Source organism: Microbacterium lacus (assembly GCF_039531105.1).
Classification (GTDB): domain Bacteria; phylum Actinomycetota; class Actinomycetes; order Actinomycetales; family Microbacteriaceae; genus Microbacterium; species Microbacterium lacus.
In genome coordinates this window covers 898,197-911,688 of sequence record NZ_BAAAPK010000001.1, presented here as the reverse complement: position 1 = coordinate 911,688, position 13,492 = coordinate 898,197, and the positions used below count along the sequence as shown (strand labels likewise).

Here is a 13,492-nt window from a genome sequence, read left to right as displayed (position 1 = left end):
CGGGGTTATCCCCGATGTGATCCCCGGACCACCGGATCAGACTGAAGATGAGAATTTGAGGAGACACAGGAGCCACTCATGACCACACCGCTCACCACGATCGCGGATGCGCTGATCGAGTTCATTCTCAGCCTCCTCCGCGACCCTGCAGCCCAGGCCGAATTCGATGAGAACCCCGAGGCGATGCTCGCCCGCAACGGGCTCAGTAACGTCTGCGCCGATGACGTCCGCGCCGTCGCGCCGGTCGTCATCGACCGCCCAGATGTCCACCCGACACCTCCGCCGCCGCCGAAGCCCTACCCGAACGACGTCGTGAAGGAGATCAACACCCTCACGCAGAACGTGACGATCGACAACCGATCCACGGTGATCGACCAGTCGGTGAACCAGAACATCTGGGCCAAGGGCGATGTCACGCAGATCTTCGACAACGAGGCGATCGTCGCCTCCGGCGACGGAGCAGCTGCGGCCGGCGACGACGCGACCGTCGACAACTCCGACACCGAGGTCTCGACCGGGGACATCAACATCGGCAACGAGACGACCGATGTCACCGTGGAGGACTCGTTCAACGACCAGTCGACCGAGACCGACAACTCCACCGAGACCGAGACAGACGACTCGTTCAACGACAACTCCGAGAACACCGCCGTCGACAACTCGACGGACGTATCCGCCGACGTGGCGATCGACGACTCGTTCAACGACGTCGACACGACGATCGAGGGAGACGGCCAGGTCGAGTTCACGACGGAAGAGCCCTAACCCGCTGTGACGGATCCGAATCCGAAGGGTCAGACGGCGCCGGAGTCATCCGGCGCCGTCTCCCGCGTGCCCACGCCCGCTCCCCGCGGAGAAGCGCCCCCGCCACCGCGTCGGGAGGCGCCGTCGCGTCCGCCGCTGACGAACCCCAATGCGGCGCCGGTCGTCGCCAAGGTCCCCCCGCCGGCATCCATCCGCCTGACGCAGCTGTTCTGGATCCTGAGCTTCGCGCTCGGCGGCTTCTGCGTCGTCTATCTCTTCATCATCCGCAAGGCCCAGCTGCCGATCATGGAGGAGGTCATCCGCGGCGTCGTGCAGGGCCGCGCGGACGAGACCTACACGGCGGCGGCCGACATCCTGTTCTGGACGGTGTTCGGCGCGATCGTGTCGATCCTGATCGTCCAGATCGCTCTGCTCGTGTCGTTCATGAGCAGGCGACCGGGCGTGCGCTGGTGGCAGTTCGCGACGCTCGTGCTGCAGGTGATCCTGCTCGCGATCTCGCTAGAGCTGGTCGCCACGAGCGGCGACGGCCAGGTCCTGCGCCAGCTCCTCCCGCTGCAGGCGATCCTCGTCCTGCTCGCCCTCCTCGTCAGCACCCTCCCTGCGGGCCTGCGCTGGACCGCTCGCGGGGTCGATGTCCGCCGCGGCCCCGTCGGGTCCGAGGGCTCGGAGATGTGACGCGATCTCTTCGAGACTGCGGATCACCACCCGGCACACTTCCACACCCGCTCGCTCGGTCAACGGCGACTGAGCGAGTGTCCGCCACCGCACGAGGAGCGCGTCCACCGCGGCCCGCTGCTCGTCGGTGCGCGCGTCTTCGCTGAGGCCGAGTCGAACCGCGTCGGGGGTCCCGCTGCCGCCGACGATGCGCTGCGCGTCGACGGATGCCGCATCCGGCAGTGGCAGGCCCGCAAGGCGTGCCCGCGACAGGAGCGACAGTTCCCGCAGCGTGTGCGCGGTGGCGTGGATCCGCTCGATGCCGGCGGCGATCGCGGCATCCCCCTCGCGCGGGAAGTCGCGCAGCAGCTTCTCGAGCCCGGACAGCACCCCGCGCACCTTCAGCGCATCGGCGCGCGTACGGAACTGGTCGCGCACGAAGATGTTCAGGTCGTTCAGCCCGCTCTGCTGCACGAGGCGCTCGGCGAGCTGGGTCGAGTCGGTCACGCCGCCCCGCAGCAGCGCCGTCGCCAGGCGCACGCCGAAGATGCCGAAGCGGGAGAGCAGTTCTTTCCGCGCCTTCTCGCTGAGGCTCACCGCGTCCGTCGGCCTGACGAACCGGTCGGCGGAGACGAGCAGCCGGTCGCGGTCGGCCTTGTCGAGCGCCGCCAGCTCGCGGAAGGCCGCGAACTCCTTCTCCTTCAGGGTGCGGGCACCTTCGGCGAGGAGCCCCGCGACCGGGATGACGCCGAGCGCGAGGGAGGCGAGATCGCCGTCGTTCTCGTACCGGCGGGCCACTTTGCCCGCCGACAGCAACGAGTCGATCCGGCCCGAACCGACCTCATCGGCACGGGAGAGCACCGCGAGCGCGTTCACGGTCTGCGACACACCCGCCGCGGTGTCGCGGAAGGCCTCGAGGAACTTGAGGTCGGACGCATGCAGGTGCCGCAGGAGGTACACGATCGCGTCGGCGGAGGACGGGGACTGGTCCGGCGTGAGGAACGTCGTCGACCGGGCCGAGGTCGACTGCGAGATGGAGGCGATTCCGGGAGTGTCGATCAGGATGACCGAGCGCAGCCCCGCCGAGGGCCAGCCGACGTCGATCCAGTGCACCTCCTCCGGCGCGACCCCGCCGAGGGTCAGTACGAGGTGTCCCTTGTCGCGCTTGACAGGGAGTCGCCTGGTCTCGCCGTCGTGCAGGTGCAGCGTGACGGACGGAGTGTCCGAATACCGGTACCACGTCACGACCCGCGTGCACTCGCCCGCGTCGGTCGGGGCGATCTCTTCACCGAGCATCGCGTTCAGCAGTGTCGACTTCCCGGCCTTCACCATGCCGGCGAGTGCGAGGCGCAGCGGCTCGCGCAGGCGCCGATCGAGGTCGCCGAGGATCTCCCGCGCCTGCGGATCGTCGTCGTAGAGGGCGGACGCCGCGGCGATGAGTTCGCTCGCGTCCTCGCGTACGGTCCTCACGTGGTGATGGCCTCCTGCTTCTTCGCCGCGGCCACGGCCTTGCCCTTGCCGGCCGGCAGGACAGGGATCTCGGCGCGCAGGTTCTCCAGCTGGCCGATCTGGTTCCGCAGCTGCGCCATGCGCTGGTCACGGTTGGCGGTGAAGACGCCTGCGGCCTGCTTCGCGGCGAGCACGGCATCCGACAGCGAACGATGGTGCTCGTCGGCGATCGCCCCGAAGTGGTCGCGCGCCGCGCGCTGCACGGTGCGCAGTCGGTCCTTGAGCTGCTTGCTCACCTGGAAGGTGACCTCGTCGATGTACTTGCGCACGAGCGTCTTCGCTTCGAATTTGCGCCGCGACAGGCGCGAGCCCATGTCCTCGCGATACGCGCGACGTCCCACCAGGATGCCGGCGAGCAGCGACAGCGGATTGATGAGCGAGAGTCCGATGAGGCCGGTGACCAGACCCACCATGAGCACACCGCCGTAGGAGCCACGGACGCCGATGTAGATCTTCTCGGCCGCGCCCATGCGTCCGGCCTCGAGGTGGGAGACCCCCTCGACGGGGTCCAGCACCCCGTCGGTGTTGCCCACGTCGATGTAGGGCAGTTCGGTCTCGCCCTCGCTGAACAGCTGGGCGACCTCCTCGCTGAGCCACCGGCCGCGTTCGTCCGTCCAGACGAACGTCTCCGAGACCGCGGCCGACACGCGCTGGTCGAGCCACTCGGTGATCTGATCCCAGATCGGGCCGGGGTCGCCCTCTTCGATCGCGTTCTCGGCTTCGCGCTGCACTTTGCGCAGGCGGTCGCGCAGGTCATGCTCCATGTCGGAGATGAGGTCGGCGACGCCGTCGTTCAGGGTGATCTGCCAGCGCGAGGAGCGCCCACGGAACTCGTCGGCGCGCGCCTTGGCGTCCTCGAGCTGAGCGATCAGGCGCGGGGTGTCCTCGGGGTGTTCGAGGGCGGCGAGTTCGGACTTCAGCGACATCGTGAGCTGGTCCACGACCGAGGCCAGATCATGGATCGCCGCGCGCTCGTGGATCACCTCGGCCTTGCCGAGCACTTCGCGCCGCAGGTGCGCGACCAGGGCCGGGAAGCCGGACTCGTCGTTGAGCTCGCGGTCCTGCAGTTCTGCCGCCAGGAGTCGCAGGTCGCTCGAGACCGTGAACATCGGCACGTCGCCGACCCCGTCGAGGTGGCCCTTGTCGATCTTCTCGATCTCGCGCCAGTGCGGGTAGAGATCGGTCTTGGCGAGCACGGTCGCGACGTTCGGCGACACGCGCATCGCGTGCTTGAGGAACTGGATCTCGGGCTCGGTGTACTCCTGCGACGCATCCGAGACGAGCAGCACCGCGTGCGCCGAGGACAACGCCGACAGGGTCGACAGGGAGTTCGAGGACTCCAGTCCGCCCACGCCGGGCGAGTCGATGATGCGCAGGCCGCCCTTGAGGATCTCTCGGGGGATCAGCACTTCGGCCGAGACGATGTTGCGCTCATTGCCGGGGTTCCCTCGCTCGGACACGAGCGCGCCGAGCTCCTCCAGCGGCACTTCCTGCCGTTCGATGCTGTTCGGCCCGCCCTCTTCGTGCTGGATGAGGATCGAGGCGGACGGCTCGTCGGCGTACCCCACCGAGGTCGGCACGCTCGTGGCGATGTCGTCATCCACCGGGCAGGCGGGGGCGTTGACGAGCGCGTTGATGAGCTTGCTCTTGCCCTGTTTGAATTCGCCGACGACGATGACCCGCACGTTCGGGTCGCGCAGGCGCGCCTGGGTCTGCTCCAAGCGTGCCGAGAGGTCTTCCCGCCCCGCGGAAGCGGCGAGCTTTCCGACGTTGCCGATCACCCGCACGAGTTGGTCGGTCCGTGGCGTCGAGGCCGGCACGACCGCGTCGATCTGGGCCTTCTTCGTCACGCGTTCGGTTTCGGTTCCCACTGCTTCACCCATCTCCCTCGGTGGCGTCGCCCCTCCAGGCTACGCCGCATGTGCCCCATCCGGAGGCGCGAACGCCGCTTGCCCGGCTGCCCCGAAGGGCAACCGGGCAAGCGGTTGGTGAGCTGACGGACTCAGAGGTCGATGTCCGAGTCGGCGATGCCCTGCGGGCTGAAGAAGTTGCCGCTGTTCTCCCACTCGCTGCTGTTGTCGATGTCGGTGTCGACGTCGTTGAACGAGTCGTTGATGTCGACGTCCAGGTCGGCGTTCATCGAGTTGTCGGTCATGGAGTTGTCCGAGTTGTCGTTGAACGAGTCCTCGTAGTCGTTGTCGACCGAGTTGTCCCACTCCTGCGAGTAGTCGTTGAACGAGTCGCTGATCGTGGTCTCGATGTTCGTGTTCCCGATGTTCATGTCGCCCATCGTGTTGCTGGTCCACGAGTTGTCGACAGCAGCGTCACCGCCGGCCGCAGCCGCGCCGTCACCCGAGGCGACGATCGCCGTGTTGCCGAAGGCCTGGCCCACGTCGCCGCCGGCGTTGATGACCTGGTTCACCGACTGGTCGGTCAGGGTGGACCGGTTGTCCAGCGTGAGGTTCAGGTCGCTGCCGCCGTGTCCGCCGCCGGCCAGACCCGCTCCACCGAGCATGCCGCCCAGGTTGAAGTCGCCGAAGCCGGTGTTGTACTGGCGGACGCCCACCGTCGTGGAGTAGTCGTTCAGCGTCTGCGTGTTGAACGAGCTCGTGACGTTGAACGAGTCCTGGTTGCGAACCGAGTTGTCGGTGCTGTTGTCGGTGTTGAACGAGTCGTCGATGTCGACGTCGATGTCCGTGTTGACCGAGTTGTCGGAGTTGTCGGAGTTGTCCGAGTTGTCCGAGTTGTCGTTGAAGGAGTCCTCAGCCTCGTTCTCGACCGAGTTGTCGGTGTTGAAGGAGTCCTCGGCGTTGGCCTGGTCGTTGTCGGAGTTGTCGGAGTTGTCCGAGTTGTCCGAGTTGTCCGAGTTGTCGTTGAAGGAGTCCTCAGCCTCGTTCTCGACCGAGTTGTCGACGGAGTTGTCGTTGCCCGAGTCGGCGATCCCGACGGCGATGTTGCCGTTGCCCGAGCCGTTGCCGTTGCCGGAGTCGTTCGTCGAGTTGTCGGAGTTGTCCGAGTTGTCGGAGTTGTCCGAGTTGTCGGAGTTGTCCGAGTTGTCGTTGAAGGAGTCCTCGGCCTCGTTGTTGAACGAGTCCTCCGCGTTGGCCTGGTCGTTGTCCGAGTTGTCGGAGTTGTCGGAGTTGTCCGAGTTGTCCGAGTTGTCGTTGCCCGACAGGTTGCCCGAGAAGTTGCCGTTGCCCGAGTCCGCGATGTCAGTGGACGCGTCGGTGTTACCCGAGTCGTTCACCGAGGCATCGACGTTGCCCGAGTCGTTGACCGAGTTGTCCGAGTTGTCGTTGAAGGAGTCGTTCGACTGGAGGCCCAGAAGATTGACGTTTTCATCAGCCATGATGTGTTCCTTTTCTCAAGTGCCCGATGGCGTGTAGTACGAGTGTGGAGCGGCATCCGATCCGCAACATCGGTGATCTCCCCCCGGCATCCCCGTGATCCCCCCGGGGTTCGGTAGGGGTTTTCGCACCCGCGGTAGGGGGTCCGGGGTCCGGGCCGGCGATGCCGGGCGGGGCGCCCTGGATAGGCTGACCCGATGGATTCGACCGAGCTGACCGCCCTGCTGACCCCCGAGGGACTGCGGCTCCTGGACGAGATCGGCCCGATCCTCTCCACCGACGACGTCGCGCGCACCGTGTCCCGACTGCGCAAAGACGGGCACGCCCCCGACCTCGTCTCGGCGGTCGTCGGCCAGGCCCGTCTGCGTGCGAAGGCGCAGCCGAAGTTCGGCGCGTTCGCCGACCGGATGCTGTTCACGCGCGCCGGCCTCGAACAGGCGACGCGCCTCGGCGTGGCGGCGCAGCACGCCGGCCGGGTGCGTCGCGCGGGGATCGGCACGATCGCCGACCTCGGCTGCGGGATCGGCGGGGACGCGCTCGGGTTCGCCGGGCTCGGCATCCGAGTGCGGGCGATCGACGCCGACGACGTGACGGCCGCGATCGCCGCGTACAACCTCGCCCCGTTCGGCGATGCCGTCACCGTTGCCCACGGCCGCGCCGAGGACGCCGACCTCGACGGCGTCGACGCGGTCTGGCTCGACCCCGCCCGTCGGACGGCCGGCCACAGCGAGACCTCCCGCGTACGCCCCGAGGACTATTCCCCCGCCCTGGACTGGGCGTTCGAACTCGCCGCGCGCATCCCCACCGGCATCAAGCTCGGGCCGGGGCTGGACCGCGGGCTGATCCCCGCCGATGCCGAAGCGCAGTGGGTGAGCGCCGACGGCTCGACCGTCAAGCTCGTGCTGTGGTCCGGCGCGCTCGCGCGCGACGGCGTGCGCCGCGCCGCGCTCGTGCTGCGCGGCGAAGCCGCGTGGGAGCTCACCGCCCCCGCGGACGCCGAGGACGAGGCGGTGCGCGAACTCGGGGCGTTCGTGCATGAGCCGGACGGCGCGGTGATCCGCGCGCGCCTGATCGGCGACGTGGCCCGCTTGCTCGACGCCGGGATGCTCGCGCCGCAGATCGCCTATCTCACCTCGGATGCCGCGCTCACGAGTCCGTTCGTGGCCAGCTTCCGTGTGCGCGAGGTGCTGCCCGCCGATCCGAAGCCGCTGGCCAAGGCGCTCCGCGACCGCGGAATCGGGCGGCTGGAGATCAAGAAGCGCGGCGTGGACATCGATCCCGCGCGGTTCCGCACCGCGCTCAAGCTCCGCGGCGACGAGTCCGCGACACTCATCCTCACGCGCGTCGACGGCAAGCGCCGTGCGATCCTCGCGGATCGGGTGGCCGCCGGATCAGCCGAGGCGGGCGGCTGAGGCGAGGCTGCCCGCTCAGGCGAGGAACGCGAACAGGGGCCCGCGGCTCGTGGCGTAGAGGATCCAACCCGCACTGTAGGCGAGTGACACGACGCCGAGGACGAGCGCCCAGACGGCGATCTGACGGCTTTCCAGCGGACGCCGCAGCGCGACGATCGCCGTGACGATCGCGACGAGTCCGAGCGGGAACCCCCACCCGACGAACATCGCGACCACGAGACCGGTGATCGCGAAGCCGAGCGCCCATGCCGCCATCCCGCGCGCCGGAGCGGCCGGCTCGGCCGGCGCCCACAGCACGGGGGCGTCCAGGTCGGGGGCGCTCACGGTCGGGGTGACACCGACCGGCGCGGTCGGCCAGCGTTCGAATCCGCCGCGGTGGTGGCCCGGCAGCGCCGACTCCGCCGCCACGGGGGCGACGTCCTCCGACGGCGGCTCCACCGCCGGTGCGGATGCCGGGGGCACGGCATCCGCCCGCCTCTGCTCGTCGCTCACGCCCGACCCACCAGGATCTCGGTGACCGGGAGCGTCGAGTCCGCGCCGAATGCGAGGTGGGAGGGTTCGCGTCCGGCCATGATGAGCTCCGCGGCGAGCGCGGCGATCATCGCACCGTTGTCGGTGCAGAGCGACAACGGCGGGATCCGCAGGGCGACACCCGCCGCGGCGGCGCGCGCGGCGGCGACGTCGCGCAGCCGGCGGTTCGCGATCACGCCGCCGCCGAGGAGCAGCCGGGGCACACCGTGGTCGGCGCACGCCGCGAGCGCCTTCGTCACGAGGACGTCGACGACCGCTTCGCGGAAGGATGCCGCGACATCGGCGATCGGCACCTCTTCACCCGCCGCCTCCCGCTGCTCGGTCCACCGCGCGACCGCGGTCTTGAGGCCGGAGAAGGAGAAGTCGTAGCGGTGCTTGGCCATGTCCGACGCGCGGGAGAGGCCGCGCGGGAAGGGGATGGCCTTCGGATCCCCGGTGGCGGCCGCGCGGTCGATCTCGGGCCCGCCCGGATACGGCAGGCCGAGAAGCCGCGCGACCTTGTCGAACGCCTCGCCCGCCGCGTCGTCCACGGTCTCGCCGAGGAGCTCCACGTCGGAGGTCAGATCGCGCACCAGGAGGAGGGAGGTATGTCCGCCGCTCACCAGCAGCGCGACGGTCGGGTACTCGAGCGGCTCGGCATCCGCGTCGAGGATGTCGGCGGCGATGTGCCCGACCAGGTGGTTCACCGCATAGAGAGGTGTACCGAGCGAGACGGCGAGCGCCTTCGCCGCGCCGATGCCGACCATGAGCGCGCCCGCCAGGCCCGGGCCGGAGGTCACAGCGACGGCATCCAGATCCTGCAGGGTGACGCCCGCCTCGGCGAGCGCCGCGTCGATCGAGGGCGCGAGGGCCTCGAGGTGGGCGCGCGCGGCGACCTCGGGCACGACGCCGCCGTACCGGGCGTGCTCGTCCATGCTCGAGGCGATCGTGTTGCTCAGCAGCGTCCGGCCGCGGACGATCCCGATGCCGGTCTCGTCGCAGCTGGTCTCGATTCCGAGCACGAGTGGTTCGGTGCGGTTCACGTGCACGCCCCCGCGTCCGTGTTCGGGCTCGGAACAGGCGTTTCGGCGAGCACAGGCCGATCAGCGCCCGGACCCACCTGTGTCGGCCGAATCGCCTGTTCCGGCACGGGCCGCGCCGCCCACCCGCGCAGGTCGAGCTTCATCACGAGCGCGTCGACGTCGTCGGGCTGGTAGTAGCGCGGGCGCCGGCCGACCTCGGCGAAGCCCTCCGAGGCGTACAGCTTCTGCGCCACCGGGTTGTCGGCCCGCACCTCGAGGAACACCTCGCGGACCTTTCGGCGGGCGGCCTCCTCCAACAAGGTGCGCAGCAGCGCCCGGCCGCGCCCCCGACCGCGGGCGCCCGACGCGATCGTGATCGTCTGGATGTCGGCATCCGCCGCCCCGCGCGCCGCGCGCAGGCCCGCGTAGCCGACGAGGCGTCCGGCCTCCTCGACCACGACGTACCAGCCGTGCGGCGACGCGAGCTCTTCGCGCATCATCGCCTCGGACCACGCGTCGGACGGGAATGAGGCGTGCTCGAGCGCCATGATCGCGTCGAGGTCCTCGAGCGTGGCGCCTCGGAGGCTCACGCGGTCACCCGCTTGGGTCCGTGCGGCATCGTCACGTCGGGCGAGCGGAGGTACAGCGGCTCGGTGCTCTCCGGCACCCGGCCGGCCGCGAGGAGCCGCGCGGCGATGAGCGCGACGAGGGCACCCGGAACGGCCGCGGCATCGCGCCGAGCCGCCCCGAGCTCGTCGAGCCTGGTCTCGAGCTGGTCGCGCGGCAGGAGCGCGGGCTCGGTGGCCCGCACCGGCAGGCCGTCATCGTCCACGCCGTCGAACACCGTGTAGGCGTACTCCCGCCGCCGGGCGTCGGTGACGACGGCGAAGCGGCCGGGCTCCGTACCGGTCAGCGCGCCCCCGAGCAGCACCTCGAGCGCGATCGCATCGTGGCTGACGACCGGGATGACCGGGATGCTCCGCCCGAGCGCGAATGCGCGTGCCGCCGCGATGCCGACGCGCAGTCCCGTGAACGGCCCCGGCCCCATGCCCGCCGCGACGTGCGTGATCTCCCCCGGCGCGTCGGCGAGCGCGGACTGCAGCAACCCGCCGATCGCCTCGGCGTGCCCGAGCGGGTTCGCGCTGTCGCGCTCGACGCGCACGACGCCGTCGGCGTCGATCACCGCGACGGCGGTGCCGATCGAGGTGTCGATGGCGAGGAGCACCCCTCCAGGGTAATAGGCGTGCCGCGGCGGCATCCGTTCGCCCGGCCGTGACGAATCACCCACATGACTCCTCTGCCGCACCCCCTGCCGTTGCGCACCGACCCGGCGAGGCTCGGGCTGCGTCGGTTGGTCGTCCCGACGTCGGCGGGCGAGATCGTGGTGCACGCCGGCCGCGAGACCGGTGGCCCCGCGCTCCTGCTGCTGCACGGCGCGGCCGGCTCCTGGACGACCTGGACGCCGGTGCTCTCGGCATCCGATCTGTCCGGTGCGCCGCTCACCGATGTCGTCGCCCTCGACCTGCCCGGCTGGGGCGCCAGCGGCGGGTTCGAGCGGGTGGGCTCGGTGGAAGACATGACGGATGCCGTCGCCGAAGTCGCGCGCGCACTCGGGTACACGTCGTGGCGGGTGGTGGGGCACTCGCTCGGCGGGTTGATCGCGCTGGATCTGGCCGCGCGCCACCCGCGGGAGACCGTGGCGGTGACCCTGGTCTCACCGACCGGCGTCGGCGTGCTCGATGCCGTGCGGCGCCCCGTGCGCGGGGGGCTCGCGCTCCCCTGGTTCGCCGGGATGCTGCTCGCGATGCGCGGCCTTGCTCTTCTCGGCGGCGCCGGACGGGCGCTCGTGCGGGCGCTCGACCGGTGGGGGTGGATGCCGACCCTCAGCGCACCGCTCTTCGCCGGCGCGGTGCACCCTTCGGTGATCGCCGCGCTCGCGGGCGAGCTGCGCCCCGCGGCGTTCGCGCACGCGGCTCGGCTCGCCGCGGATTACGAGCCGCGCACCTGGACGGCGATCGTGTGTCCGGTCCGCGCCGTGCGCGGCGCACGGGACGTCTTCACCGGAGAGCGGGACGCGGGCGTGTTCGCCGCGCTGATCCGCGACTTCCACGAGGTGCGCCTCCGCGACGCCGGACACTTCGCGAACGTCGAACGACCCGACGCCGTCGCCGCGGCGATCGCCGCCTCAGGGCCGGCGCGAGAGCGTCACGGTGCGCGGGGCGTCGGCATCCAGGTCGGCAGCCTCGCCGCACATCGTGTCGGCGCCGCGACCGCCCCGCTCGCGTTCGAGCTCGATCTCCCACCACGAATCGCGGATGCCGTCCACCATCCCCTTGCCCCACTCGACGATCACGACCGAGCGGTCGGCGTCGATGTCGAGGTCGTCGAGCTCGAGCGCTGAGCTGAGCCGGTAGGCGTCGACGTGCACGAGTGGAGCACCGCCCACGAGTGACGGATGCGTGCGCGCGATCACGAACGTCGGGCTCTGCACGGGCCCGCGGACGCCCAGACCCGCCGCGATCCCGCGGGTGAGGGTGGTCTTTCCCGCACCGAGCGCACCGGTGAGCACGATCAGGTCGCCGGGGCGCAGCATCCGCCCGATCTGCTCGCCGAAGGCCTCCATATCGTCCGGCGAGGCGACCTCTCGGGTGCCGAGGAGGGCGTCCAGACTCACGACGCCACCTGCCGACGGGCGACGCGGGGTCCGATGCGGGTCACGATCTCGTAGTTGATGGTGCCGGCCGCCGCCGCCCACTCGTCGGCGGCGGGCACGCCGAGCGTCGGGTCGCCGAAAAGCACGACCTCATCGCCCACCGAGACGCCGTGGTCGCCGACGTCGACGACGAACTGGTCCATCGCGATCCGCCCCGCCACGGTGAAGCGGCGGCCGCCGATCACGACCGGTCCGGCACCCGATGCGTGCCGCGGCACCCCGTCCGCGTAGCCGAGCGGCACGAGGGCGAGGGTGGTCTCGCGCTCGGTGCGGTAGTCGTAACCGTATGAGACGCCCTGGCCGCCCGGTACGCGCCGCACCGCGACGACCGGGGCGCGGAGCGTCATCGCGGGGCGCAGGCCGAGGTCGGCGGAGGAGCGGTCCGCGAACGGCGAGAGCCCGTAGATGCCGATGCCGATCCGCACGCAGCCGAGCCGCGCCTCGGGCAGCGCGATCGCGGCGTGCGTTGCGGCGATGTGCCGGAGGGGCGGCGCCAGACCCGCCGCGGAGGCTGCGCCGACGGCATCCTGGAACACGCGCAGCGCCCGGCGGTCATCGTCCGCCGAGGCGTTGGAGAGGTGGCTGAAGAGCCCGATGACCCGGAGCCGCCCGATGCGCTCGAGGCGCGCGGCCTCGGAGAACGCGACGCGGTAGTCCTCGGGCGCGATGCCGTTGCGGCTCAGCCCCGTCTCGAGTTTGAGGTGCACGCCGACGGGGCGATCTCCGGATGCCGCCGCCGCAGCCTGCAGCAGCTGGTCGATGCTCGAAATCCCCAGTTCGACGCCGGCCGCCGCGGCCTCGGCGAACGGGGCTCCCGGTGCGTGCAGCCAAGCGAGGATCGGTGCCATGATCCCGCCGCGGCGCAGGGCGAGGGCCTCGCCGATGTCGGCGACCCCGAGCCGGGCGGCGCCGCCCTCGAGCGCGGCGGCGGCGGCGCGCACGGCACCGTGTCCGTATCCGTCGGCCTTCACGACCGCGATGACCTCGGAGTCCGTGAGCCGGCGCAGGTGCCGCACGTTCGCGGCGATCGCGCTCGTGTCGATCACGGCTTCGCGCATCGCGGCGGTCATGACTGCCGCTCCGTCGCACCCGGCACGAGCCCGGTCTCGCGGCCCGTTTCCGAAGACGTGCCGCGAGCCGCAGGGCGTGCCGCGATGCCCGGCGCGGGCGGGGCGGATGCCGCGGCATCCGCTTCGGCGACGACGTAGGCCGTCGCGAAACCGGCGTCGTGCGACATCGACAGGTGCAGGGTCGTGATGCCGCGCGCGGCGACGGCGTCGGCGGTGGTGCCGGTGAGGGTGAACCAGGGCCGCCCGGATTCCTCGGGCGTGATCTCGATCTCGGTCCAGTGCACGCCGTCCGAGCCGCCGAGTGCCTTGATGAGTGCTTCCTTGGCGGCGTACCGCGCGGCGAGGGACCTCGGCGGGCGGGTCTGCTCCGCCGGGGAGAAGAGCCGGTCGAGAAGCCGCGGCGTGCGCTGGATCGTGCGCTCGAATCGTGCGATGTCGACGAGGTCGACGCCGATACCCACGATCACGCGCGTCCTCTTCTCAGCACTCC

At 70.6% G+C, this 13,492-nt stretch carries 11 protein-coding genes and 2 pseudogenes; 3 read left to right on the top strand and 10 right to left on the bottom strand.

Going from position 1 to position 13,492, the window contains the following annotated elements; all coding sequences use genetic code 11:
- Positions 1 to 78 precede the first annotated feature (78 nt).
- Positions 79 to 765, top strand: a complete 687-nt coding sequence (locus ABD197_RS04320) for an IniB N-terminal domain-containing protein (RefSeq protein WP_344051955.1) — start codon at positions 79 to 81, stop codon at positions 763 to 765.
- A gap of 498 nt (positions 766 to 1,263) precedes the next feature.
- Here the strand turns inward: ABD197_RS04320 and ABD197_RS04315 are convergent, their stop codons facing one another.
- From ABD197_RS04315 to ABD197_RS04305, 3 genes are all read right to left on the bottom strand, one after another.
- On the bottom strand, positions 1,264 to 2,889 hold the full coding sequence (locus tag ABD197_RS04315) for a dynamin family protein (RefSeq protein WP_344051953.1): 1,626 nt from the start codon (positions 2,887 to 2,889) through the stop codon (positions 1,264 to 1,266).
- The gene (locus ABD197_RS04310; RefSeq protein ID WP_425560999.1) at positions 2,886 to 4,811 is read right to left on the bottom strand and encodes a dynamin family protein; all 1,926 of its coding nucleotides are present in this window, start codon (positions 4,809 to 4,811) and stop codon (positions 2,886 to 2,888) included. Before ABD197_RS04310 ends, ABD197_RS04315 begins: the two co-directional genes overlap by 4 nt.
- Positions 4,812 to 4,930: 119 nt before the next feature.
- Entirely contained in the window at positions 4,931 to 6,277 is a 1,347-nt protein-coding gene (locus tag ABD197_RS04305; RefSeq protein WP_344051949.1) for a hypothetical protein, read from the bottom strand.
- A 195-nt stretch (positions 6,278 to 6,472) separates the two neighbouring features.
- Between ABD197_RS04305 and ABD197_RS04300 the strand changes: the two genes are divergently transcribed.
- Positions 6,473 to 7,687: a class I SAM-dependent methyltransferase gene (locus ABD197_RS04300; protein WP_344051947.1), complete on the top strand. Its 1,215-nt coding sequence runs from the start codon at positions 6,473 to 6,475 to the stop codon at positions 7,685 to 7,687.
- A gap of 15 nt (positions 7,688 to 7,702) precedes the next feature.
- On the opposite strand, the gene ABD197_RS04295 is transcribed toward ABD197_RS04300, so the two are convergent.
- The 4 genes from ABD197_RS04295 to tsaB are packed head-to-tail and all read right to left on the bottom strand — an operon-like array spanning position 7,703 to position 10,444.
- Positions 7,703 to 8,179, bottom strand: coding sequence for a hypothetical protein (locus ABD197_RS04295; protein ID WP_344051945.1), 477 nt, complete (start codon positions 8,177 to 8,179; stop codon positions 7,703 to 7,705).
- Positions 8,176 to 9,240, bottom strand: coding sequence for a tRNA (adenosine(37)-N6)-threonylcarbamoyltransferase complex transferase subunit TsaD (tsaD, locus tag ABD197_RS04290; protein ID WP_344051943.1), 1,065 nt, complete (start codon positions 9,238 to 9,240; stop codon positions 8,176 to 8,178). Before tsaD ends, ABD197_RS04295 begins: the two co-directional genes overlap by 4 nt.
- Complete coding sequence (gene rimI / locus ABD197_RS04285; RefSeq protein ID WP_344051941.1) at positions 9,237 to 9,809, bottom strand: ribosomal protein S18-alanine N-acetyltransferase; 573 nt, start codon at positions 9,807 to 9,809, stop codon at positions 9,237 to 9,239. Before rimI ends, tsaD begins: the two co-directional genes overlap by 4 nt.
- Complete coding sequence (tsaB, locus tag ABD197_RS04280) at positions 9,806 to 10,444, bottom strand: tRNA (adenosine(37)-N6)-threonylcarbamoyltransferase complex dimerization subunit type 1 TsaB (RefSeq protein WP_344051939.1); 639 nt, start codon at positions 10,442 to 10,444, stop codon at positions 9,806 to 9,808. The genes rimI and tsaB overlap by 4 nt, the downstream gene beginning before the upstream one ends.
- Before the next feature lie 63 nt (positions 10,445 to 10,507).
- On the opposite strand from tsaB, the pseudogene ABD197_RS04275 reads away from it, so the two are divergent.
- Positions 10,508 to 11,383 (top strand): annotated as a pseudogene (locus ABD197_RS04275) (alpha/beta fold hydrolase); the annotation flags it as partial.
- A gap of 21 nt (positions 11,384 to 11,404) precedes the next feature.
- Here ABD197_RS04275 and tsaE read toward each other — a convergent pair.
- The 3 genes and pseudogenes from tsaE to ABD197_RS04260 all read right to left on the bottom strand — a co-directional run.
- Entirely contained in the window at positions 11,405 to 11,842 is a 438-nt protein-coding gene (gene tsaE, locus ABD197_RS04270) for a tRNA (adenosine(37)-N6)-threonylcarbamoyltransferase complex ATPase subunit type 1 TsaE (RefSeq protein WP_344055788.1), read from the bottom strand.
- Between the two features lie 47 nt (positions 11,843 to 11,889).
- On the bottom strand, positions 11,890 to 13,002 hold the full coding sequence (gene alr / locus ABD197_RS04265; RefSeq protein WP_344051937.1) for an alanine racemase: 1,113 nt from the start codon (positions 13,000 to 13,002) through the stop codon (positions 11,890 to 11,892).
- Positions 13,003 to 13,115: 113 nt separating this feature from the next.
- Positions 13,116 to 13,469 (bottom strand): annotated as a pseudogene (locus tag ABD197_RS04260) (holo-ACP synthase); the annotation flags it as partial.
- Positions 13,470 to 13,492 lie beyond the last annotated feature (23 nt).